Below are 25,459 nucleotides of genomic sequence, written 5' to 3' on the forward strand. Positions count from 1 at the left end.
TTATTTTCCTTTTTTACGATTGAATAATGTTGCCGGCGGCTCATTTTTTGTTTTACCATAAAACACCGCTGCCTTTTCATCATCTGTTAACACAGTCACCGCTCGTTCATCACCGTCTTCGTGTAAATGTTCGCTGTGCAACTTGATATATCGCAACACACCACTGAACACTTTTTCCAGATTTTCCTGCGTAAAAGTGGTTGCCGTCGCACCACTGGCAATAACAGTTCGATTAATCATCACCACCTGATCACAATAATCCGGCACGCTACCTAAATTATGTGTTGACACCAAAATTAAACGCCCCTCCTTGCGTAACTGCTGTAACAGATTAATAATAGCTACTTCTGTTTGCACATCTACACCAGTAAAAGGCTCATCCAACAAAATAATCTGGCTTTGCTGAGCTAATGCTCTCGCTAGGAACACCCGTTTTTTCTGACCACCAGAAAGCTCTCCAATTTGGCGATTTTTTAAATGGGTAATATCCATTCTTGCCATCGCCTGTTCAACTGCGACTTTATCTGTTGCTTTTGCCATACGCAAAAAATTCATATGTGCATAACGCCCTTGCATTACCACATCGTAAACAGAAATCGGGAATTGCCAATCCACCTCTTCACTTTGTGGCACATAAGCGACAAGATGTTGCTTCAGTGCTTGTTTAACACTTTTATCACATAATCTAATCTGCCCTTGTTGTGGTGTAATTAACCCCATAATGCTTTTAAACAGTGTTGATTTTCCACTGCCGTTTACCCCAATTAAGGCACAAATGGTACCGCCTTCAAGATGAAAAGACATCTGTTGAATCGACGTATGTCCGTTGTTATAACGTACACTAATATTATCAACTACCAAAGAAGCTAAATCAGTCATTCTGTTTAAATCCTTTTGTTATTGTATTAACTGTGACTGTCAATAAATCAAGAAACGTCGGCACCGCACCATCCGGCTGCGAAAGTGAGTCAACATAAAGCACCCCACCATAATTCGCACCAGTTTCTTTCGCAATCTGTTTTGCCGGCTTATCGGAAATGGTGCTTTCACTAAAAATTACCGGCAATCGATGTTTACGCATCTGTTCGATAACGTGACGAATTTGCTGCGGAGAGCCTTGTTGTTCAGCATTAATCGGCCACAAATATAATTCAGAAAAGCCATAATCTTTAGCTAAATAACTAAATGCGCCTTCACTGGTGACTAACCAACGTTTTTCTGTAGGAATAAAAGCCAACTGCCGTTGAAATTGCTTATCTAATTCAATCAGTTTTTGTCGATAAACCGCTGCATTATGGTTGTAATTATCTTGATGTTGCGGATCATATTTCACCAATGCTTGACGAATATTCTCCACATAAATCATTGCATTTTTCGGCGACATCCAAGCGTGCGGATTGGCAAAACCTTGATAAGGCCCTTCGTAAATGGACAAAGGTTCAACCCCTTCACTAACAATTACACTAGGCACATTAGGCAAATTATTGAAAAAACGCTCAAACCACTGTTCCAAATGCAAACCGTTCCATAAAATCAACTGCGCATCCTGTGCTTTAACAATATCTTTTGGTGTCGGCTGATAATTATGAATATCTGCACCCGGCTTAGTAATCGACTCCACAATAGCACTGTCACCGGCAACATTTTGTGCAATATCCCGAATAATAGTAAATGAAGTAATCACTTTAAACGGTTTCGCCATTGCTAGTGGTGCAATCAACAAAAAAATCAATAATAATGCTTTTCTTAACACCTCATTTCTCCTTATCTTCAGATTAACTTTTACTATCCTACCACAATATTTTCTATTTGAGAATAATTCTCAACTACAAACATTTCGCTGGCTTAGGCAAACCTGCTAATTTTGTTGCCTGTTTTGCCGGCCCATCAGGAAATAAACGCTGTAAATAACGGCTATTCCCTTTGTCTTCTCCCAATTTCTGCGCCATTGCTTTAACTAACATCCGGATAGCTGGCGAAGTTTTATATTCTTGATAAAAATCACGCACAAAATGGATCACTTCCCAATGAGCTTCAGTCAATGTCAATGCTTCACGCTCTGCCAATATTTCAGCCAAAGCGGGAGTCCAATCCTCACTATTTAATAAATAACCCTGTGCATCCAATTCAATTTTTTTACCGTTAAAATCTAACTGTGCCATAATATTCCTCTGTTTTTTAGTTATTGTACAAAATTCTATGTTCAATAATGGATTAAATTACCTATCGTTACAATTTACAAGCCATAAAAAAACCGCATCGATTGATGCGGTTTCTGTTACTCACTTAATATTAATCACGATCAGCGGATAAGATATTGAGCAAGCTGACAAAAATGTTATAAAGCGAAACATAAATGCTGACTGTTGCGCGAATATAATTGGTTTCTCCACCGTGAATAATATTACTGGTTTCCAATAAAATAGCGCCACTTGAGAACACAATAAATAAGGCACTAATCGCTAAATGCAATGCCGGAAGATTAAAAATCAAACCAGCAATCATACCAACAACTAACACAATAAAAAGCGAAAACATCATACCGGAAAGGAACGACATATCTTTTTTCGTTGTTAAAACATATGCTGAACAAGCAAAAAAGACCAATGCTGTACCACCTAATGCAGTAACAACAAGATCACCTAATCCTTGGCTGACATAAATATTTAAAATCGGCCCTAAGGTATACCCTAAAAATCCGGTAAAAGCGAATGTAACTAAAATACCTAAACCGCTGTTGGCGAATTTATAAGTTAAAAATAACAAACCATAAAATCCGACCAACATCACAATTAACCCCGGATATGGCAAATTAAACGCCATTGATAAATAAGCGGTTAACGCGGAAAACGCAATTGTTAACGCCAATAAAAAATATGTGTTACGCAATACACGATTGGTACTCAACACTGAAGAAGCGCTTTCTCGGGTATCAATAACAATTTTTTGTTGCATAAAGTTCAGTCTCCTTAACTATCCAAAAATAACCTGATAACGGTAATAATTTCAACATTAAAAGTCAATCAAAATAGGTGTAAGAAAAGCATAAAGTGTAAAAAAAGCACATAAAGCTCAAAAAGCGTGCTATCAAACCTATTTTTACAAATTTTTATTTACTCGCTCTCTGAACTATACTATATTTCACATCGCTGAAAACAAGCTATCCTGCGGAGGAATGGTCGAGTGGTTGAAGGCACCGGTCTTGAAAACCGGCGAGGATTTACGTCCTCCAAGAGTTCGAATCTCTTTTCCTCCGCCATCCTTTTCATATTATCTCAGATAATCCTTAATATTCTCCTTTTTATTATTAAACTTTATTCAAAGTTTCCGTTGTCTATTCTTCTTTCTTGAACAAGATAAAACCATAAACAAGACTAAATTTCATAAAAAACTCCGCTAGAAACGGAGTTTAGATACAAACAGTTGTTAACATCACAACATCACTCGTTGTGCTATTGCATCGGCAAACTTACCGATACTAATAGCAAAGTAATAAGATTTATTCCAGTCCATAATGGTTTTAAAATTCTGAGATACTAAAAATGCCCGTCCTGCCAAGCCGTTTGGCAACACTAACCAAACCGGATCGGATTGAAGCTTCGCCAATGCCTGTTGTGAAAATCGATCCTGTGGCACAACAACGCCTCGTTTTAACCAATCACTTACAGATTTGGCTTTATGCTTTTCCACTCCACTTAATGAAGGATCAATCCTAGTAGAAAGCTGAACTTCAACGCCCCACGGCAATTTATCATTCCAACCAACAGTAGCTAAATAATTAGCGATAGAGGCAAACGCATCATAATAATTTGTCCAAATATCAGCGATACCATCACCATCACCGTCTTTGGCATAACTTAAATATGAACTTGGCATAAATTGCGTTTGTCCCATTGCGCCTGCCCACGATCCTTTCATCTGTTCACGCTCAATATGACCTCGATCAATAATTTCCAACGCTTTAATAAATTCCGGTGCAAACAGTGATTCTCGTCTGCCTTCAAAGGCTAATGTTGCCAATACAGACAGTACATCAAAATTACCTTGATAACGTCCGAAGCTGCTTTCCATTCCCCACAATGCCACCAAATATTGTGGTTGCACACCAAAACGGTGACTGGCAGTCATTATTTCTTGATTCTGTTCGCTGAAATAACGCACTGCCAACGCAATTTTATTCATTGTCAGCACTTTATTAAGATAATTGGTCACACCGTTTGGATTAGGTTGATTAGGTTTAGCTGTACGCTTACGCCCTGCCTGCTGTTGATCCAATTCTATTGAACGTTCAACAAAACGGATATTTTGTTGAGAATATGCCACATTGGCATCAACGCCCTGTTTTACCGCCTGTTGGCGCAGATAATCGACATATTGATCAAAGTTAGCAACAGAGCGTGGCTGGGAATAATTAACATCGGATGGCGTTTTATTAGTGGAACTGCCACAACCTACCAATGCTAAGGTGAGAACGGTGAGTACTGCTTTTTTGAACATTTTGCTTGATTATATTGTTAGAAAATTGGGGTGTTATTGTAATGCATTATGGTGAGGATGTTAATGTTTTGGTTTTGTATTGAGGCTTAGATTTCGCCCTAAAGAGCGACCCCATTTTACTGCGGCTGCGCCTTGCACTTCGTGCCGTTGCTAAAGCAACGTTCAACCCGTAGGGTTGTCTTTGCTTGCCCAAAGAGAATGGGGAAAGCACTCTGAGCGCTTGCTTTTCCTCATTCTGGTCAGATTTTCTGGATGGTAAAAAAACAGATTTTTAAATATTTGACTGTTTTTAGTCATAAAAAATCTGCACCTCTGTGTGTTGGATAATCAGTCCAACTTTAGGGTGCAGATCAAAAGTGGGAATAGTTTTTTATCAATCGTAATAAATATTGTAAGTCATCTTGGCTGATATTGTTCCACCTTTTGGTGTTTTATTTGGTAATTTACGATAATAAACCTCATAACGATGCTTAGGCTTTTGATTAATAGTTAATGCCTCCTGATTAAATGAGTAAAAACCTGCCGCTTGATCTCCTGTTGGCTTATTAAAAAAATCACCGTTTGCTATTAAAGGTTGTCTATAAGTTAAATACTGTTTAGTAACTGAATCTTTTACACTTAATACAGTGTATGTATTAGCGGTTTCAGGTGAATGTAATCGTCCAATTGCCCCAACAGACGGTAGCGTGCCTGTATTTTCTGGAAAAAGAGCATCAGTAAAGAGAATATAAGCATTTTTTACACTTCCTCCGGGGCAATTAAGCCCAATATCAAAAGTTTTACCTAGCACTTCGTCATTCTCATTAAGTTCTTTTACAGTCACATCTTTTAGTTTAACCGTTTGGTTATTATCTTCCAGTGTACAAGTTCGAGCAAAACTAAAGGTTGCCTCATTCGCGGAGGTAACTTTTATCATAGAGAATGAGTTATATTTATAAGCCCTATTATCATTAGCTTGATAATCCGCTACGGTATTACCTGATGTCGTTTTATCCACACATAACATCGTAATGATTGCCAAAGGCGTGTTTGCCGGAATAGAAATATCTGCTGGCGTTGAATTATAGAGAAAAGTATCTTTTAGCTTTAGTCTTAAATCAAAAATCAGTGATTCTCCTCTGTCAACAATGGCAAATTGATATGGACCTGTACCGTCAATGGTTACTAGATGATTATTTACTTCCAGTAATCTTCTTTCAAAATACTGACTATTTTTATCTTGTGTATCAAAATATTTAATTTCTAGCCAAAATCGATCCGTTGAATTCGTTACACCGGAGCGTCTCTTACAGTAGTCTCCCACCATTATTTCACCTATATTCCAACGATAAACCACCTCATTATAACCAACACGATTATAATTAGCGCTAATATATTTTTCTTGTGTTGGTACTCCACTTGGTCCTCCAACATCTATCCCTTCAAATGTATAGGCAAAAGAAAATGATGGTTTAAACAAAATCACCAAAGCCATCATTGATATAAACCAATGAATTATTTTCCCTTTCATTTTTTCCCCTTTTAATAAAACTGGCATTGTATTGGCACGATAAGTAATTTACCGTCTTCTTGTTCTGGTAACTGATAATTTGCTCGACAGTGATGTCCATCCCAACTGAGATGAAGCTCACCTTTTTCAGCAATACCTCTGGTATAAATTTTGCCACCTTGTGCAACAACGCCAATAGATTTCTCATTTTGATCAAATACTTCTGTTCCTAATGGTGGCAATTGTTCTTTGTTTTCGATTTCAAAGAACACGGCTGAGCCTGCTGTGGTTGCAAAATTAATTAAAAGTGCTTGGTTAGCACGAGGAATCACTTGTTGCTCGGTCGCAGCTAATTCAACAGAACTCGGCAAATTATTGCCATCTAAACCTATATAATTGATAGTATATGGTTCAACATATGGCACGATACCATTACCAAAATAATCAATTTCATTACCTATTGCGCTATTAATCAACGCACCTTTTGCACCTTTGGCGTGAATAATCGCAAAGTTGTCACCTAAATCATTGGATAATGTAATGCCTTTTGGATGAGCTACAACAGCTCCAGAAGCACCAACAGACATTTGTTGATTACCTTTATTACTACGACTCCATGAACCATTAAGACGGGCAAAAGAACTAGAATAGGTGTTACTAAAAGCAATTGAACTAACATCACTTTGTTGTTGCTTACTGACAGAGAGAGTATAGGTATAACGCTGTTGTTCACCCAATGTACCAGATAATGACGTATAGGCAGAATAGCCATCCTTAACGCTATGGCTAATATCTTGTGAAAGATAAGAGCCATTAGCGTTATCACCTAATGGTAATGATAGAGAAAGATAAATTCGTTTATCATTGTTGCCATCATTATTAATTGATTGAGAAAATGACAGACTATAATTTAATTTCTTGTAATTATTGCTATAGCCAATTTGGTATTCATTGCGTTTTTGCTTAGTTCCCCAATAGGTAAACGTACTTCCAGTAATATAAGCCCCACCCCATCCGTCTTTAAATGTTTGACTTACAGATACCTGAAATTGATTTTTTGGGCGATAGCTATTCAATGATAAATTCAGTCCGTTTTCGTAAGCAAAATCCCGTTCATTTGCTAAAATGACATCTTGTAAACTAAAGTAATCGCGTGATAAATAACGATATGCAGCTAAAGTAACGTTTGTATTTGTTGGTTCGATATGCGTGTTATAACTAAAATAAAGATTGTATCCCTTAAATTTTTGATCAAGATTATGAAAAGTTGCATTAGAGAGCGTTGCATTTGCCGCAAATGCTCCAATCGGCGTATTAAAAGAAAGACCTAACAGTTCAGAATGGTAATCTTTAGATAGGATCGCCCCGAGATTCAATGTTAAATTATTAGTTAGACCATACTGCCAAGTGGCTTGTGCAACATTTGTATCAAAAACAACATTACCATAACGATAACGTCCAGCAGCAATTTGATAACGGCTATAGCCTGGACGAATTAATTGTGCTGCCGCCGTATAAGGAACAGTAAAAGTGCGTTTTTCTCCATTTGCTTCTAAAATTTCTACTTGAATATCGCCACCATACCCTGTTGGAAAGAGATCATCAATTGAAAACGCCCCAGGAGGAACAGACACTTCTCGCAATAAATTGCCATTTTGCCGTATGCTGACAACAGCATTGCTATTCGCAACGCCACGAATAACGGGAGCATAACCGCGTTCAGAACTAGCCAACATTCTATCATCAGATGCTAACTTTATTCCACGCAGTGATAAACTATCCATCAAAACGCCATTAGTATATAAATCACCGATAGTTAATTGCCCACGAAGTGCGGCAACATCGTGTTGTAAGTAAGTAGCGATCCGTTGGTAATGAGAATCTTGTTGCGGACTCCAACTCATAGACCCACGATGACGTAATGCCCAGCCAAACAAGTTTATACCTGACTCAATGCCTAGATAGCTTTGATAAAAATTTTGATCACTGTATTGGTAGCGATAATGGCTAGCGTTGTAACGCAAAAATGCTACAGGAATACCATCTTGCCATTGTGCAGGTGAGATATAACCTTTTGGACGTTGCACAACTAGAGCCTGAGCAATATCTACATCTAATCGCAATTGTCCAGTATCAAAATTTACTTTTGCCTCTGGCACTTGTGGTGCAAATAAGCGACATTGCTTAACTTGATGAGTTTTACCTGAAAACGCAGCAGATTTTAAATCTAATAATGTTAACAACGTTGGTGTAGCACAAAGTCCGATAGATTTTTGATCAGGAAGCTCCACAAATTGTAAAGTAATACGTCCACGTAATTCATTATTTACATAAACATCAGCAAGATATTCACCAGCAGGAATGGGATTCCCATAACTGAATCGTTTAATATCAATATTTTTTTGAGCTTCACTGCCGTATAAGAAGCCAGGGTCAAATTCAACGTAGTCACTAGCATAACTATTGATGCAACAACTACTAAATAGCACCAATGATATATAGCTACGTCTAAATTTTGTTAAGGGTAAGAAAATATTTCGCATAATCATTAGGCATTAATGTTGTAATGGGCTGCTTCCAAGTGAATCACTACCATAGTCATTAAGAATATCCCATTGTACAGTAGTATCTTTTCCTGAAGGAACTTTGTTCAATTCAAAAACAGCTTTAGAAAACGGTGCAATCATATTAGCTCGTGAGGTTTTAGCCATATTTTTCCCTTGACCGACACCCGCACCGACATAGGTAATGTAATATGGTGTTGGATTATCCACTTGTAATTGTTTACCTTTTAATTGCCATTTTACTTTGGTATAAGCTTCTGATGGTGAAAGAGAGAGATTCGCAGGGCGGTAAAATAGCTTAATACGGCTGCGTAATGCAATTTGTAAATAATTTTTGCTCTTATCTTTTGGTGACGGTGGAATATCTAACACATTTAAATAAAAAAGTGATTCCCGATCTGAGGGCAATGATCCCCCCGTATAAATTAAGCGCAATGTTTGACCTTTATTTCCATCAACACGAGAAATAGGCGGTGTAATCACAAAGGGCGTTTGAATTTTTTCTGGTGGTGTATTAGCATCACCATCATCAATCCAAGCTTGCACTAATGAAGGTGAGTCGCCTACATTGGTTAATTGAACACTCACATTTTTGGCATCAGACGGATAAATTACCCGCGTGCCTGTAATAACAATATTTGCTGTCGAGGAAGAAGCCCAGAAAGCAGCCAATATAAAAATCGTAGCAAATCTTTTTTTTAACATAAACATCCGCCAACAAATACAAAGATGATAAAAAATCGGGCAGAATATCTGCCCGAAAAAGAACTAGAACATAGATTATTCGTATGCGATCATATAATCAACTTGACCTTTAACATTACCAGCAGTAATACTATTACTTTCTGCATAGTAACGTGCTTTATATTGTAAAGTCGCAGACCCAGTTGGTGAAGAACCACTTATTGCTACAGTTTTAGAGCCTTGTGCAGTAGCTGATTTAGAAATATCAATTACACTAGTGTTATCGGAAGCATTATTAGCAATTTGAACAGTCACGTCAGAGGCTGGAGTATCAGTGGCTTTATTAAGTAAACGCCCTTCTGCACTCACTTTTTGAGGATCATTAATAAAGGCAGCATAAATTTTTTCGTTAGTAGCAAATACTCCGCCTCCTGTTTTAGTACAATTTGTTAGTTTAATTTCAAATGGAGTATCCATTGCGGTATTACCTTGGTTAGGTAATGCAGATTTAGAAATTGTAGCTAAGGTAACAGTAATATCAGCACCAGTGCCACTATTAATTGTACAAGTAGTATCCACAATTTTACCGTTGATAGTAATAGTGCCTTTTTGTGCTGGTGTATTTGCAAACGCACCTTGTGCCGATAAGCCTAAACCAGCGGTAATTAAAGTTGTTAAAAGTAATTTTTTCATTTTTTCAAATACTCCTTCAGGATTAAGTTAATTTACGTAGGAGTATACATAAGTTTTTAGGGGGGGGGGCAAGTAAATTTTACTAAAGAAATGTAAATTTACACGTAAGGATAGAAATATTTAAAAACACCTTTCAAATAAACTCAATATAATCAATATGTTAGCTTGTATAAACAGAAAATTTAATATCACTACTCCATTTTGGCGTAAACAATATAAATAAAGAAAAAAGCAAAAGAGTTGAATGCTCTGATCCCGAAAAGTTTGGCTATTGTTTTAAGGACTGAATTCTATATTGAACAGGACTCAGTCCATTTAATGTTAATTAAATTCTGTTTTCATTGTAATAACGAACATATTCTTTGATAACAAATTCCAGTTCTTCAATGCTTTCGAAGGTGTTGTTATAAAAACATTTCACCTTCATCCGACCAAAGAAACTTTCCATAGCAGCATTATCTAAACAATTTTCTTTCCTCGACATATTCAGCACAATATTGTGCTGAGTGGGTTGTGTTGCGGAAGAATTAACTAATTTTTAAGTGTTTTCAAGAGATTTTCTACCGGCGGAGGCATCTGTAAGTAGAATCCATTTTGCTCAATCTGCTCTTTAACATTTTGATTATCTGTATGAATTAATTTCTTTTTTCCGTCTAAATTGAACAACATCACAAATTGAGGTGTCCCAAAAGCGTTTAATAATGATTCAGGCACTGATGAAAAATCATCTCTTTTTTCAATATAAAGATACATTCCCTCTTTTCTGCGACTTTTATAAATAGCACACAACATTGTTATACCTCATTCTGACTATGGCAAAATACTCCCCAATAATTGGCGCTGACATCATCATTAAGCCAAAAATTACCTGTAAGCAGGTTATAGTGATATCCTTTCAATTGCTGACAAGCTAATCCAACTTGGTCGCAATAAGCCAATAATTCCGCTGGTTTAATAAATTTTTCATAATCGTGCGTGCCTTGTGGCAACATTTTCAAAATATATTCTGCGCCAATCACCACTAATGCCCAAGCTTTCAAAGTGCGATTAATGGTAGACATAAACAATACGCCATCAGGTTTTAATAACTCCCGACAACTACGAATAATTGATAACGGATCAGGGACATGTTCCAACATCTCCATACAAGTAATCACATCAAATTTTTCTGCTTGGAGTTGTTGATGTTGTTGTAAAAAATCTTCAATTGTAGATTGCTGATAATCGATTATTAAATTATTGTCTTGTGCGTGTTGTTTGGCAACGGCAAGTGGCTGTGGGCTCATATCAATACCGGTTACGTTTGCGCCGGATTTTGCCATACTTTCAGATAAAATACCGCCACCACAACCAACATCCAGCACTTTTTTCCCATTCAACCCATTGCTGTGTTGCAAAATATAATTCAAACGCAAAGGGTTTAATTGATGAATTGGTTTAAAATCACCATTGAAATCCCACCAAGTCGCCGCCATTTTGGAAAATTTATCCAATTCTTGCTGATCTATATTCTTATTTTCCGCATTTAGCTGTTGCATATTTATCTCCCTTTACTTAGCCCACTGGTTATTATCCAACATCATATCCGCTAAAGTAACTCTTTGTTTGAATTTTAATATTTGCTGTCTTAATTCATCATTATCATTACTTATAGACAACTGCTTCTGTTCTAAAAAAGTAGCTGTTCCGGCAGGACTGATCATACCAATAATTTGTCCGTTACTGACAAATAATGTCGGTGCAGTTGTTTTTGGATGTAATAAAGATTGTCCGAAAGTAGATATCGGCGTATCAATACCCAATAAATCCAACATTGTTGGAAATAAATCATATTGTGAAGCAAATTGAGATTCTCTTTTTGCCGGTAAACTGCCATCCGGTGAATAAACAATCAAAGGAATATGAAACTGCTCTTTTAAATTTTCTGAAGGTAATGAATTTAATGTATGATCCGCAGTAAAAATAAAAATAGTATTTTGATACCAAGGCTGTTTTTCGGCTGCTTTCATAAATTGTTCCAATGACCAATCAGAATAACGAAGAGTATTTAAAAAACCATTTTCATTAGATTGATCATGCGGATAAATATGAAACTCTTCACCAGCATCAGCAAAAGGTTCGTGTGTAGATCCGGTAAATAAAAAAGCAAAAAAAGGTTTACTTTCTGGTGTTTCATTTAATTTATTTAATAAAAACTGTAAGCTATCATAATCCCAGCCGAAATGTGGTGGTTCCTGTGGATATTTTTTTATAATAGGAACATCTTCCTTGCCATAATATTCTTGGAATCCAAGAACATTAGCAATACTGTTTACATTGAAAGATCTACGGTTGGATGTCTGCATCATAATAGTGCGATACTGATGATCATTTAATATTTTACCAATCCTACTTATCTTATTTAATTCTAATCCAAAACCCAATACCGGATGATTATTTAATGCTGGTACAGACGATAGAACTGCTTGAATACCAATAATACTCCTTTTCCCTGCAGCATAATAATTATCCCAAACTATTGATTTTTCAATTAATGAATCGATAAAAGGTGTAACATTATAATTGCGATGTGCCAAACCATCAATATATTTATAACTCCAACTTTCCAGTAAAATAAAAACTATATTTTTATAATTTTCTTTTTCATTTGATTGGAATAAAAACACATCATCTCTAAAAGAGATTTGATCTTTTTCTTTATCCGTTAATAAATTTATTGGTCCTAATTTTTCTTGCTTACGGAACTGCTTCCACACAACAAATGGACTATTTAAAACTAGATTAGCTTGTGAAGCTGATATTGTATTCTCGAAAGCATCCGCATAACTAATTGGTCTGCCTTGAATAATCATTCCTCGTGCTAGCCAAAAACAAAAAATAAGAAAAGAAATTCCCAATAAACTGCGAGAAAATATAGAACTCGAATTCAAATTTACACTATTTTTTAATGGATAAATAACAAAAACAATATAACTTAATATTATCATCCCTAATATAATAAATCCTGAAATGGTGTATAGTAAACGTGATTTAAAAGCAACATCAAAAAGAAAACCTATATCTTTATTAACTAAAAAAATTTCTCTACCCAAATGACGATACACTTCACCAAAATAAGACAAATCTATCAAAGAAATGATAGAAAAAACAATAAAAACAATTAGTGAAAAATAAGATAAAACCTTTTGAAATCTTAAAGAACCAATTATAGAAAAAGGTAATATACTAATTAATAAAATAGGAGACAAGAAAATAACACTAATATTAAGATCAAATCTAATTCCATACAAAAAAGATTGTAATAGCTCTTTTATACTAATCTGATCAAGAAAATAATCTGGATATAATCCAATAAATAATAATCGGAAAAATAAAAATAAAAAAATTGAAAAAATAAGTAATTTTACTGGTAGCTTTAATTGCTGCATCTATTAAGTCCTAATTAAATAATACTGTTTGCAATAAGGTGGCTAATTTTTTATATCCAATAGGATTAAAATGCAATCCATCAGAAGTGAATGCTAAGTCTAATTGATGATATTGATCCTGCAAAACACTGTTCACATCAACCAATGTAATATTTTTATCAGAAAAATAATCTCTCAATTGCTGATTAAAATCATCAATCATCTTACTGTTAACTTCTCGTTTAAAAGCAACATAACTCACTTCCATTAAATAGAGTCGGCTTTCTGCATTAATTTTTCTCAAATATTGCACTGTTTGATCCAACCAATAAAGCGTATCTTCTGCGTGCCAACCAACACGAAACATTTCATTAATACCTAAAAATATTAAGGTATCTTTTCCTAACCCTTTTATTAATTGCTTCTGTAAAATTAGTTCAACATATTGTTGAGTGGTAATGCCGCCGATGCCTAAATTGTTCACTTCAATATTATTTAACTGTTCAATTTGCCAATAATCCCAAAGAGAATGCCCTACCAATGTAATATCGGAAATACGATTAAAATCTTTAGATTTTTCTCTTATTCTACGTTGAACATTTAATAAAGAAGTTTGATTTTTTATTCTTAATTGCAAAATTGCTTTTATCCACTCATATTCAAAGCTATCTTCAATAAATAATGATCCTTCTTTATCCATCATATAAGTTTGAATATTCGCCAATTTATTTAACGTATTAAATGGTAATCGATACAAATAAATTGAATGATTTTCCTGTTTTTTCGGATCAATAGAATATAAATAATCTGTTTCCTGTTGTTCGAATAATTGACAACATTGCACGATCTGTTCGATTGTGCGTAGAGGCGTTTCAGGCATTAAAATCACGGCATAATCATTTTGTTTTGCCTTTGGATCTAATTGTTGCCAAATAGTCAATAATGCTTGTACTGAACAGATCGGTTTTTCTACTTGAAAAACATCGATAGGGTAAGTTTTTAAAGCATCTTTATATTGTTGTTTATCCGTAATAACAATAATTCGTTCAAAACATTTTGCTGCCAATGCTGATTCTATGCTATAACCGGCAACTAATTTACCTTCCAGCATCAACACATTTTTATTCATTAACTTTTCTGATGAAAATACCGGAATTAATGCCACTTTTTTCATTTTTATTCCTAAATTTTTCTTAATAATTTATAAACTTTCCCTAATAGTTTTCCCGGTAAAATTCGGGTAAATGCACGCACAAAAAATACTGCTAATGCGCCGATTGGATTCTGTATACCTAATTTCATTTTTAATTTGGCTAATTTCCATTCACTCTTAAAATATTGTATACCACGACGGCGATTATACATATTTTGCCCTGCTCGCATTTTAATTAAAATATCAGGCAAATTATGTGCAATATAACCGGCACTTAAAAAGCGTAACCATAAATTATAATCTTCTAAAAATAGGTGATGCTGATAACCGCCTACTGCTTGAATTGCTGATTTTTTATATGCCAATGCCATATGGTTGAACGGGCTGCGCACCGGTGCCATTTTTTTGATATCTGCATCTTCAACCGGCACTCGGCGAATTGAAGTAACTCCCGGATTAGCCTCATCAAATTCCTCGATTTGTCCACCAACCATAGACACCTCCGGATGGGCTTCGATATAAGCAACCTGTTTCGCAAAACGATCTTGAACACACAGATCATCAGTATCCATCCGGAATACCCATTCATTGCTGCACTCTATCAATCCAGCATTTAGCGCTTTACCTAAACCTACATTCTCTGGTAGCGGCACAATCTTAATCGGTAATTTCTGTTGCCATTCATCAACACAATCTTGCAACTGCTGCGGTATCTGCCCATCAAACACTAAAACAATTTCACTCGCCGGAACAGTTTGTACCGCTAAACTAGCAAAACATTGAGACAAATATTCCGCTTTTTCTTTATAATACAAAGACATCAAAACTGAAAACTTCATTAAAAACTCCTTCACACTCAGTGTGAACGTTGTAAAACTTGTTGATATACATCCATTAATTGTTGTATATGATGTTCAATAGAAAACCCTTTTTCCGACATAATATGAGCATAGTCCTCACGCTTCTGATTCTGTTGCATCACACTAATGGCATCAATCCATTGATCAATATTTGCTATTGAATAAAACTGAACTAAATCGGTAATAGCCACTTCGTTTGTAACTCGATCACTGATCAAATTAGGTAGTCCGTTACATTGTGCTTCCAACACGGAAAGTGGAAACCCTTCAAAAAAAGAGGGTAATAAAAAAAGGTCAAATATATTTAATAATTGCGGTACATCCTGACGAAAACCTAAAAAGACAACTTTATCTTGTAATTTATGCTTTTGCACCCATTGCTTGCACTCATTTTCTCCAGCACCGACACCAATTAAAAACAATTTATAATTTTCCGTTCTTTTCGCTAATATTGAAATTAAATTTAATAAAAAATGATGATTTTTAACAGGCTCAAAATTACCAATATGCCCTAAAACAATAGTATTATCAGATAAATTAAATTGATTACGTAATAATGCTCTAATATCTGCTTTAAAAATAAATTTATTACAATCAATCGCATTATAAATAATTTTATAATGCTGATTTTTAAATAAAAATTCTCCTGCTACCCGACTGCACGCAATTCGATCTGTCACTAATGGTTTTGTTAATGAATAAAATAAACGATTAATTAAGGCTTTAATCTTACTACCCGAAGGTTGACTGCTGTGTGAATGCAAAATACGCCCTATATGTTTATTTTTTGCACAGTAAAAATGCATAAAAGATAAATAAGGATTATGTGCATGGACTAAATCAAAATGATATTGTTGATAAATTTGCTTGGTTGCTTTCCATAATTTTCCGGTAATTAAATTTTTAATTGAAAACATTGGTAGATGATGAAAAACCACACTTGGATTAAGTGCTAAAATTTGATTTTCAAATTCAACAAATCGCTGTGGCGCATAATAGCTAATATGCAAGACATAATTTCCTTGTGGGAAATTTTGCGCTACTGTTTTTAAATAACTACCTACTCCACCGTGTACTGCTATACCACAAAAATATAAGATATGTATTTTATTATTCTGCATTTTTCTCTGTTCCATTCGCTAATTCAGCAATATAAAAATAACCAAATAAAGCAATAAAACTCACCATCCCTTTAATCAATAAAATTAAATAAAGACTCAATAAAGCAAAATAAAGCATTGCTCTTGATGGTGTAATTGCCATTATTTTTGCACATAAATAGGCATGCACGGAAATATTTATGACTACTCCAATAATTCCAGTAGCAAAAATAATTCTCAAATAGCCAACATCCGTTCCCATATAATAGAGTCCATCAATACTATTTTGTGCTAAATAAAATCCATCACCAACCAACCAAGTTGTCAATGTTGTCGGTAGAATTTGATACATTTCCAATAAAATATCTGTTGATTCTGTTTCTAGTCCTTGCCCGGAAAATAGATTAATAAAAAGTTCTGCTGCAAAGTAGAATAATTTAGAATGCATTAAATCAATTCCAAGTAAATTATTTAATACAGCATAAAGGAACAGTAATAACAATAGTAACACGCCTGGAATTAATAAGAAGCAAAGTAACGCTAATCGATAATAATTAATAAAATAACGCTGAAAACAGAAAATCACTGCACCAATAACAATACCAACAAGCACTGTTCTCGCTAACAATAAACCGACTAAACTGATAAACGCAAATAAAATCAAATCACGAATAAATAAAATACTATTTCTCTGTCTTGATAAACGGAAACTCAACAAAATTAAAGTGAAGGCATAAATAATTCCCGCTCCAAAAAATTGTGTTCCAAAGCCAATAAATCGATTTCCTTGCTCCAATGAAGCAATGATTAACCCCCGACCTTCACTATATTTAATCAGAAACAGTAATAATTGTTGCATAAAAGGCAACATATTGACGCCAAGTGTCAATATTGACTGAATTACAACTGCAGTAATCCAGATAGAAGTTAATTTCTGGTAATCAACACGTTGATAAATCCAAGTAGCAAAACAATAGAGAAAATAAGCAGCGAACAGATAAACAATAGGCGTTAATCCATTTTGGATTAAATAAGCAACTTCAAACCCACTAGGATTTAATAATTTTGCCGGCAATAATGAAAAGGCGAAAGGCAAAAATAAGAAAGCTAGTGGCAGTACATTCACTGCGATACGCTCTCGGTTAATATAATTTTGGAATACTAAATAAATACCAATTACCCCCATCGTAAATGATGGGTGTAATGGAATAAAATTATATTTGATATTAAATAACCAAGTGAGAAATAACCAATAAAATATAACTTTTCTCATTATTTTCCTCACTTAGTTATACCTATTTTCTCATCCATTTTAAACCTAAAAGTTTGATCCATCGGGTAAATAATAATTTACCCACTGGATAACTCACTGTCCTACTGATCTTGAGATAAATATGACATAACATCATCAAATTTAATTGCGCAATATTAGCTCTATTTGTAGACAAAGAATATTGTAATATTTCATTATCCGTTAATGATAATTTAAGATGAGTCAATAAATAATAGTGAATCTTTGATATTATCTGATTACGCTGCTCAAGATTTTTTGCTGATAGACGTGTTTCACTATTTTCCAATATGCGGTAATTCAATACCACATCTTTTAAATTAGCAAATTGATATCCTTTCGCCAATAAATGTATCCATAGACCATAATCTTCTGCACGATAATATTGCTGTTGATAAAAAATATCATCACGATCCAATACAGATAAATTAAACATCACTGTCGGATGATTAAAAGCTGAAGCTAAAAATAAATAAGCTTTTATTTCATTATCTTCTGTCGGTAATGCTAAAATTTCAGATTGAACATTTTCACCAAATGTTTTCATTGCACCACCTAATACGGCAATATTCGGGTGAATTGATAAAAAATCTACCTGTTTTTCAATACGATCCGGCAAAGCTATATCATCAGCATCCATTCGTGCAATATATTTCCCTTGTGCTAACTGGATACCTTTATTTAAGGTTGCAATTAAGCCTAGATTTTTTTCATTTTCAATATAACGAACTCGTAAATCCTGCTGAGCAAATTGCAATAGAATTTCCTCTGATTTATCAGTAGAACCGTCATTTATAACAATAACTTCTAAATGGTGGTAGCTCTGTTGCAAAATCGACATTAGCGCCGCTTCAATATATTTTTCAGCATTATAACAGGGAATAATAACTGAAACTAAAGCTTCATTTTTCATTATTTTGACTCATTCAATAAATAACATTGTTCAAAATCTTGTAACCACGTTTGGTAGAATGAGGCATTCTTACCATAAGAATTATCATAAATATAAACTGTTTTCCCTAAAAGAATACCCAAAATAAAACAATGAAGACGTGTAGTATAAATAGTATCGTAATAATTCAGAAAATTAATTCCTAATTCCATATAAAATTCTCGACGATTTTCTATTTTTTCAATCGGCTGGCAATACAACGGCATAAATATCGGCATATGATTAGCGACTTTAAATAAAAACTCTCTAAAACTAAAAGAAGAAAAATTAGGATTATATTTAATCAGTTGTTTAAATTCTTTTTCAAAACTTGGCCAGTCAGATACAGTAACATTTTCTAATTCGGTTACTTCGTGATAATCTACCTCTATATTTAATTCTTTATCTGTACGTTTTACAAATAATGTTTTTCCACTTTTTTCTTCTTGAATAAAATTATCCAAATTTAAACAAAATGCCATATCAGGCAGCAGTAAGATCTGACACTTTGTAAAATATTTATTCAAAATACCATAAGAAATTTGATCTCTAGCACAAATAGTTACATTACCGTGTGCATTAAAAATTTCAGCACTCTTTTCTAAATTTTGTTGTGATTGGAAATAAACTGTTTGTGGAAAAACAATAATTTTATTTTCTCTGCAATGAGAAGTAATATTTTCTCTTAATTTTTGACACACTTCCCACACATCACCGAAATTACCACCACCATGAAATAAAATAATATCACTCTTATCGATTTTCTTCATATCGACATTGTAATAAGGCGCTGAATATTTGAGTTTATGTGGAAGTCGAGATAAATACGCCAATTCACCTGCCCAAATTGCTTGATCACCAATATTTTGATGATCCGGAATGTCTAATAATACATAATCTCCATCAATTAATGGATCAAGACGATCATAAATAATTTCACTTAAACGAGATAACTGCTTTCTATTTGGATTAATCATAAAACTCTCTCTTTTAATTTCTGTACGATTTTGCTAAGTAATTGCTGATTTAAAAATAGAGAAATAATTAATGCAATTACAAACAAACTCCAATTAATATAAACCTGATTTAAACTAACAAGATAACAATAGCCTAAACTTAAAATAAGCGGCATCCAGAAAGACTTTATTGTTAAAACTACAGGATAAAAACTTTTTACATCCTGCTGACGAATAACAAATACCAAAATAAAACTTAATAACGTTCCCAATGCTGCTGCAAATAACCCAATATATTCAATTAGGAAATAACTAACCATAATATTAATTACAGCACCAAAAATTGTTGTCGTTAATATTTTTAATGTATTCTTTTTCTGTTGATATGCTATCCCTAAGAATGCACAGAATGAAGTAAATATTGTTGCTAATACCAATATCGGCATATATTTCCAAGCTTCATAAAAGCGAGATGAAAAAAGATAATGAATTAATGGTTCACTAATACTGATAAAAATTAGACCTACTGAGAACATAAATCTAGATAACTGTGAAAATGTATTTGTTATTTCCTCAAAATAATCTGCTTTATCCTCTTTTAAAATGATATCTTGCCACGCGAGTAAAAAGAGTGAAAAAACAATCATTAAAATGCTAGGTAATCGTGATGAAACTGCATAAATACCATTTGCTTCCATATTTAGCTGTTGAAAAATAATATATTTATTTGCCATAGTCATTAACCACCAACTCACTGCATTAGGAACTAATGGTAATGAATAACTTAACATCGGTATGATTAATTTTATATCAATATATTTTCCTGATAAATAATGATAAACTTTCCAACGCCATAAAATAATAATATTAACGACAACATTTGCTACAATCATTGCTAATAATATAGCTCGTAACTTATTATCATAAGTCCATAAAAAGACTAATGAAAATAATACTAATAATAACGAATATAAAATACCGATTAATGCAAATTTTTGTATTAATCCTAGTCCACGTAATACTTGTTGTAAAATAAAAAAGAGTGCAGAAAAGAAAAGAAATAACATTGTTTCCACGACATAAGGTTGTGGATAAAAATAAACAATAATCCCCACCACAATAAATACAACTATGGTCACAACTAGGAATAAACTTAAAGCTGTTGTAATTATTTTTCCTGCAATATTTATTTTATCATCTACAATTAACCATCGATAAACTGCATCTGATAATTGTAACGTTATTAATGGAGTAATCAACAAAGCAAAGATTAAAATTAAATCATATTGCCCCATTTCTACTGTCGTTAAATAAAGAGAAAAAATAGGCAATAATAGAAATGATAAAATTTTTGAACCAAAACTACCAATACTATAGATCAGGGTATTTTTGATCAACTTATCACCAATTGTATTCGACATATTAATCTTTCTTTAATACTTTAATAAATAGTAAAATTAAACACGATAATATAAATCCAAACAACACGCCAATTGCCAAAATTAAACTTTTTTGTGGTTTAATTTTAACCGGAAAACTTGGAGGATTTTTATATTGAAAAATATTTATTTTCAATTTATCAGTTTCATCTACCAATTTTACCAACTCTGCTATCTGTGTTTTTGCTTGATAATAAGAAATAGGATAAATAATATTTTGCTGCTGTATTGCTTCAATTTGTGCAGCTAAATTTTCTCGTCCTAATAGATACAGATAAGGATTATCTAATTGTGTTATATTTTTCGCCAAATCAATATTAACATTGATATTAATATTATTTCCCTTATTTTTCTCTACTAATGCAGTAACATTATAAGCAGTCTGTAGATATTGCAAATAAGTCTGTTTTTCCAACATTAACTGATCAGTAATTTGCTGTTGTTGGTATTTTAAAGCCTTAATTTTCTGTTTAATTTGAATTAATAAATTTTCAATTTCTTGTTGATAAGTAATACGATTGACATATTTTACAAAGCCATCCAATGTTGATTGCAATAGCTGCTCATCATTATCAATAAAACTAATTTTAACGGATGGAATATCTGCTAAAGCCCTATTTTCTGCCGTAATTACAGTAATATTATTTCCTTTTTTCGTCATATCTGGTGTAATTACTAAAATACTTTTAATTAATCTATTCAAAAGAGCTTGCTTCTGCGTGTCGCTTTGATTTACACTGAGTCGTTGATAAAGGGGAGATTCCAAAAAATATTGTTTACGAATATCAATAATCGAAATATTATTAACGAACTGATTAAACAAAGAACTTGAAATACCCTGCATAGAAAAAGGCTCATTACTAATTAAGCTATAACGTTGCTGCAAATCTAGCAATGCCTCAATAGAACCATTACTTGCCGGCACTGCTTCAGCACTACTACTCCACTCCGGTTTAATTGTATTTACATAAAGATAAGAAACAAAAGTAAACAATAAAGTAGATAACAAAATCCACCATTTTTTACGCCAATAATATTGAAATAAAATAATAAGATTAAAATTATTGTCTGATCTTACATTAGATTCTGATGTCATACTTGAGATATCCTTTATGCTTTCTTTTTTATGTTTAATCTTAATAAAAAAGATTAACGCATATAAAAGCCATTTGATTATTGGTTGTTATAGCTTAAGATAAGTGACTTATTTTACACTTAGCACTACTAAAAATAAATTGAAAAGAAAAAGGCTTATTAATATTTTTAACAAGCCTTTTATCAAATAAGAAGAGCAATTAATTAGTTGAGATCACAACACGACGATTCGGTGCTAAACATTGACGCAATGCCGAGCCTGTTTCTTTTTCACAAGCTTTAACCTGATCTGCTTTCCCCATTCCTATTGCTTGAATACGAGAAGCTGGAATACCTAACGCCACCATTGCATTTTTCACAGCTACAGCACGACGTTGAGAAAGAGCTAAATTATAAGACTCTGAACCTAAACGATCCGTATAACCAGTGATCCAAATCTGTTTATTTTTAGACAATTTATTGACTAAATCTTCAATTACTTTTTGACTTTCCGGTTTTAAGTTGGCTGAATCGAAGTCAAATAGGAAATCACTTGAAAGCTGATACTCGGTACGATCACCACAACCTTCCGGTAACCAGAAGAAAGATTGTGCTTCCATATTTTTATCAAACAAGATTTTATATTGACAAATTTTATGCACACCATTTTCACGATAATTAAATACATAATCCCATTCGTGTACACCAAAAAGCCCTTCAGCAAAATGAGGACGACCAATCAAGTAATAAATCTGATCTTTGTTCATTCCTTTTTCAATCATATGAACATTATCCCAATTTGGCCAAGTTCCTTTTTGAGAACCGTTACTATTGAATAAGCTTTCTTCAATTTTTGGCCATACCGGTTTATCCGTTGTTCCCTCATCACTAACTTTACTTAAATTTCCACAAGCAGACAGTATAATAGATAATGCTGTAGGAATGAGCAATTTTGTCAATTTCATAAACTTTATCCTTTATGTTAAAAATAATAAAAAACACTTTTAATTCTACCGAATAAAAGCACATTTTGCATTTATTTAAATTAATTTTTCTTCACAATTGCCGCAATTTCCTCTGCATACTGTTGAGCCAACTCTTGATCTTCGCATTCAACCATCACACGAATAACAGGTTCTGTACCAGATTTACGTAACAACACTCGACCTTTACCGTATAATTTTTGTTCAACTTCAGTAGCCACCTGTTTAACAGTTTCATTTTCTAAAGGATTACTTCCTGCTTCAAAACGAACATTGATTAACACTTGTGGGAATAACTGTACCCCACTAGCCAACTCATTCAATGATAAACCGTGATTAACCATTGCTGCCAATACTTCCAATGAAGCAACAATACCATCACCGGTTGTGTTTTTCTCAGAAATAATAATGTGTCCAGAATTTTCACCACCTAATTTCCAGTTGCGTGCCTGCATTTGCTCCAATACATAACGATCACCCACTTTGGCACGAATAAATGGAATACCCAACATTTTTAATGCCAATTCCAAGCTCATATTACTCATCAAAGTCCCCACAACACCACCAGAAAGTTTACCGGAACGCAAGGCCTCACGCGCAATAATGAAAAGAATTTGGTCGCCATCAACTTTATTTCCTAGGTGATCAACCATCATAATACGATCACCATCTCCATCATAAGCCAAACCAACATCCGCTTTACTTTGTATAACCACTTCCTGCAACGCACGCACATCGGTTGCACCACAACGTTCATTGATATTCATACCATCCGGTTTTGTACCGATCTCTATCACGGTTGCACCAAGCTCACGCATAACATTCGGCGCAATATGGTAAGTTGCACCATTTGCACAATCAACAACAATCTTTAAACCTTCTAAACTTAAATGTGCTGGGAACGTACTTTTACAAAATTCAATATAACGACCAGCAGCATCATTGATACGACTAGCTTTACCTAATTCTGCTGATTCTACACAGGTCATTGGTTGTTCTAATAACTCTTCTATAGCTAATTCAATATCATCTGGTAATTTGGTACCGTGGGCTGAAAAAAACTTGATACCATTATCATAATAAGGATTATGTGATGCAGAAATTACTATTCCTGCTTCCGCACGGAAAGTTCTGGTTAAATAGGCAATTGCAGGTGTTGGCATTGGACCAACAAACGCCGCTGACAACCCCGCTGCCGCCAAACCAGCTTCTAATGCTGATTCCAGCATATAACCGGAAATACGCGTATCTTTACCAATTAACACTTTTCTTGAACCTTGGGTTGCCAAGACTTTTCCGGCCGCCCATCCTAATTTTAATGCAAATTCTGGTGTAATTGGATAAGTACCGACACGACCACGCACGCCATCAGTACCAAAGTATTTACGTTCTGCCATTTTTATTCCTTATTCAGTTTGTTCAAACAGTAAAATGTCGCTATTCTACTCTAAATTGACTATTAATCTGTATGTAACCCCTAAAAATTTATTCAAATTGCTGCTTTTGTCGCTTGCCATACTTTTAAAGCATCAACTGTCGCTTCAACATCGTGTACTCTTACAATATGAGCTCCTTTCATTACGGAAATTAAAGCACCGGCAACACTACCGACTAAGCGATGATTGACATCTTTCTGTAATAGATTACCGATCATTGATTTTCGTGACAAACCAATTAACAACGGATAACCGGTCGAAACAAATTGTTCTAAATGATTCAATAATTGATAATTGTGCTGTAAGGTTTTACCAAAACCAAATCCAATATCCAAAATAATATTTTCTTTTCGTACACCTGCCTGTTCACAAATTGCTGCTCGTTGTAGCAACCACGCCAACACTTCCTCTACTACATTCTGATATTCAGGATCAACTTGCATTGTCTTCGGTTGTCCCTGCATATGCATTAAACAGACTGGTAAATCTAATTGCACAGCCGTTTGTAAAGCCCTCTCTTCTGTTAATGCTCGAATATCATTAATCAAATCCATTCCAACATTCGCAGCGGCTTTCATTACCTCTGCTTTTGAGGTATCTACTGAAATCCAACAATCAAAACGCTGCCTAATCGCTTCAACCACAGGAATCACTCGATCCAATTCTTGCTGTAACGTTACCTCCTCCGCCATTGGACGTGTTGACTCACCACCAACATCAATAATGCTCGCTCCTTGCTTTAACATCTCTTCTGTATGATACAATGCTTTATCCAATGAAAAAAATTTACCGCTATCAGAAAAAGAGTCTGGTGTTACATTAAGGATTCCCATCACTTGTGTTTGAGAAAGATCTAATACTCTTTGATTTTTACTATATAATTTCATTCTTACCTTCTTAAA

General features: G+C 34.1%; 23 protein-coding genes, 1 tRNA gene and 1 pseudogene. 1 reads left to right on the forward strand and 24 read right to left on the reverse strand.

What is annotated here, in order from left to right:
* The 4 genes from P375_RS05475 to P375_RS05490 all read right to left on the reverse strand — a co-directional run bounded on the left by P375_RS05475 (window position 1) and on the right by P375_RS05490 (window position 2,955).
* Window positions 1-879 carry an ATP-binding cassette domain-containing protein gene (locus P375_RS05475; protein WP_021462219.1) on the reverse strand — a complete coding sequence of 293 codons (879 nt, stop codon included), beginning with the start codon at window positions 877-879 and terminating at the stop codon, window positions 1-3.
* Window positions 872-1,702 (reverse strand): metal ABC transporter substrate-binding protein, encoded by an 831-nt coding sequence (locus P375_RS05480; protein WP_197494802.1) that lies wholly within the window; start codon window positions 1,700-1,702, stop codon window positions 872-874. The genes P375_RS05475 and P375_RS05480 overlap by 8 nt, the downstream gene beginning before the upstream one ends.
* A gap of 124 nt (window positions 1,703-1,826) precedes the next feature.
* Complete coding sequence (locus tag P375_RS05485) at window positions 1,827-2,162, reverse strand: TusE/DsrC/DsvC family sulfur relay protein (protein ID WP_018345889.1); 336 nt, start codon at window positions 2,160-2,162, stop codon at window positions 1,827-1,829.
* 130 nt (window positions 2,163-2,292) lie between these two features.
* Complete coding sequence (locus P375_RS05490) at window positions 2,293-2,955, reverse strand: Bax inhibitor-1 family protein (protein WP_039135304.1); 663 nt, start codon at window positions 2,953-2,955, stop codon at window positions 2,293-2,295.
* A gap of 214 nt (window positions 2,956-3,169) precedes the next feature.
* Here P375_RS05490 and P375_RS05495 point away from each other — a divergent pair.
* Window positions 3,170-3,259 (forward strand) — tRNA-Ser (locus tag P375_RS05495).
* 173 nt (window positions 3,260-3,432) lie between these two features.
* On the opposite strand, the gene P375_RS05500 is transcribed toward P375_RS05495, so the two are convergent.
* The 20 genes and pseudogenes from P375_RS05500 to folP all read right to left on the reverse strand — a co-directional run bounded on the left by P375_RS05500 (window position 3,433) and on the right by folP (window position 25,444).
* Window positions 3,433-4,497, reverse strand: coding sequence for a lytic murein transglycosylase (locus tag P375_RS05500; RefSeq protein WP_039135307.1), 1,065 nt, complete (start codon window positions 4,495-4,497; stop codon window positions 3,433-3,435).
* Window positions 4,498-4,870: 373 nt separating this feature from the next.
* Entirely contained in the window at window positions 4,871-6,034 is a 1,164-nt protein-coding gene (locus P375_RS05505) for a fimbrial protein (protein ID WP_245176425.1), read from the reverse strand.
* Window positions 6,019-8,529, reverse strand: coding sequence for a fimbria/pilus outer membrane usher protein (locus P375_RS05510; protein ID WP_039089508.1), 2,511 nt, complete (start codon window positions 8,527-8,529; stop codon window positions 6,019-6,021). The genes P375_RS05505 and P375_RS05510 overlap by 16 nt, the downstream gene beginning before the upstream one ends.
* A 12-nt stretch (window positions 8,530-8,541) precedes the next feature.
* Window positions 8,542-9,255, reverse strand: coding sequence for a fimbrial biogenesis chaperone (locus P375_RS05515; protein WP_039089455.1), 714 nt, complete (start codon window positions 9,253-9,255; stop codon window positions 8,542-8,544).
* A 75-nt stretch (window positions 9,256-9,330) separates the two neighbouring features.
* Window positions 9,331-9,927, reverse strand: coding sequence for a fimbrial protein (locus P375_RS05520; protein WP_039135310.1), 597 nt, complete (start codon window positions 9,925-9,927; stop codon window positions 9,331-9,333).
* Window positions 9,928-10,252: 325 nt separating this feature from the next.
* A pseudogene (locus P375_RS12145) lies at window positions 10,253-10,414 on the reverse strand (IS3 family transposase); the annotation flags it as partial.
* Between the two features lie 44 nt (window positions 10,415-10,458).
* Window positions 10,459-10,719: a YcgL domain-containing protein gene (locus P375_RS05525; RefSeq protein ID WP_039135313.1), complete on the reverse strand. Its 261-nt coding sequence runs from the start codon at window positions 10,717-10,719 to the stop codon at window positions 10,459-10,461.
* Between the two features lie 2 nt (window positions 10,720-10,721).
* Window positions 10,722-11,465 (reverse strand): bifunctional 2-polyprenyl-6-hydroxyphenol methylase/3-demethylubiquinol 3-O-methyltransferase UbiG, encoded by a 744-nt coding sequence (gene ubiG / locus P375_RS05530; protein WP_039135316.1) that lies wholly within the window; start codon window positions 11,463-11,465, stop codon window positions 10,722-10,724.
* Between the two features lie 12 nt (window positions 11,466-11,477).
* On the reverse strand, window positions 11,478-13,355 hold the full coding sequence (locus tag P375_RS05535; protein ID WP_039135319.1) for an LTA synthase family protein: 1,878 nt from the start codon (window positions 13,353-13,355) through the stop codon (window positions 11,478-11,480).
* Window positions 13,356-13,365: 10 nt separating this feature from the next.
* Window positions 13,366-14,508: a GDSL-type esterase/lipase family protein gene (locus tag P375_RS05540; RefSeq protein WP_039135322.1), complete on the reverse strand. Its 1,143-nt coding sequence runs from the start codon at window positions 14,506-14,508 to the stop codon at window positions 13,366-13,368.
* A gap of 8 nt (window positions 14,509-14,516) precedes the next feature.
* Window positions 14,517-15,326, reverse strand: coding sequence for a glycosyltransferase (locus P375_RS05545; protein ID WP_039135325.1), 810 nt, complete (start codon window positions 15,324-15,326; stop codon window positions 14,517-14,519).
* Window positions 15,327-15,343: 17 nt separating this feature from the next.
* Window positions 15,344-16,468 (reverse strand): glycosyltransferase, encoded by a 1,125-nt coding sequence (locus tag P375_RS05550; protein WP_039135328.1) that lies wholly within the window; start codon window positions 16,466-16,468, stop codon window positions 15,344-15,346.
* Window positions 16,458-17,720, reverse strand: a complete 1,263-nt coding sequence (locus P375_RS05555) for a hypothetical protein (protein WP_039135331.1) — start codon at window positions 17,718-17,720, stop codon at window positions 16,458-16,460. The genes P375_RS05550 and P375_RS05555 overlap by 11 nt, the downstream gene beginning before the upstream one ends.
* A gap of 22 nt (window positions 17,721-17,742) precedes the next feature.
* Window positions 17,743-18,651, reverse strand: a complete 909-nt coding sequence (locus P375_RS05560; RefSeq protein WP_039135333.1) for a glycosyltransferase family 2 protein — start codon at window positions 18,649-18,651, stop codon at window positions 17,743-17,745.
* Window positions 18,651-19,646 (reverse strand): polysaccharide pyruvyl transferase family protein, encoded by a 996-nt coding sequence (locus P375_RS05565; RefSeq protein ID WP_039135335.1) that lies wholly within the window; start codon window positions 19,644-19,646, stop codon window positions 18,651-18,653. Before P375_RS05565 ends, P375_RS05560 begins: the two co-directional genes overlap by 1 nt.
* Window positions 19,643-21,046 carry a lipopolysaccharide biosynthesis protein gene (locus tag P375_RS05570; protein ID WP_039135337.1) on the reverse strand — a complete coding sequence of 468 codons (1,404 nt, stop codon included), beginning with the start codon at window positions 21,044-21,046 and terminating at the stop codon, window positions 19,643-19,645. Before P375_RS05570 ends, P375_RS05565 begins: the two co-directional genes overlap by 4 nt.
* A gap of 1 nt (window position 21,047) precedes the next feature.
* Window positions 21,048-22,160 carry an LPS O-antigen chain length determinant protein WzzB gene (locus P375_RS05575; RefSeq protein WP_039135339.1) on the reverse strand — a complete coding sequence of 371 codons (1,113 nt, stop codon included), beginning with the start codon at window positions 22,158-22,160 and terminating at the stop codon, window positions 21,048-21,050.
* Between the two features lie 199 nt (window positions 22,161-22,359).
* On the reverse strand, window positions 22,360-23,103 hold the full coding sequence (locus P375_RS05580; protein WP_039087573.1) for an OmpA family protein: 744 nt from the start codon (window positions 23,101-23,103) through the stop codon (window positions 22,360-22,362).
* An 80-nt stretch (window positions 23,104-23,183) separates the two neighbouring features.
* Window positions 23,184-24,518 (reverse strand): phosphoglucosamine mutase, encoded by a 1,335-nt coding sequence (gene glmM / locus P375_RS05585; RefSeq protein ID WP_039135341.1) that lies wholly within the window; start codon window positions 24,516-24,518, stop codon window positions 23,184-23,186.
* A gap of 92 nt (window positions 24,519-24,610) precedes the next feature.
* The gene (gene folP / locus P375_RS05590; RefSeq protein WP_039135344.1) at window positions 24,611-25,444 is read right to left on the reverse strand and encodes a dihydropteroate synthase; all 834 of its coding nucleotides are present in this window, start codon (window positions 25,442-25,444) and stop codon (window positions 24,611-24,613) included.
* Window positions 25,445-25,459: the final 15 nt, after the last annotated feature.

Source organism: Gallibacterium genomosp. 2 (assembly GCF_000771895.1).
Classification (GTDB): Bacteria; Pseudomonadota; Gammaproteobacteria; order Enterobacterales; family Pasteurellaceae; genus Gallibacterium.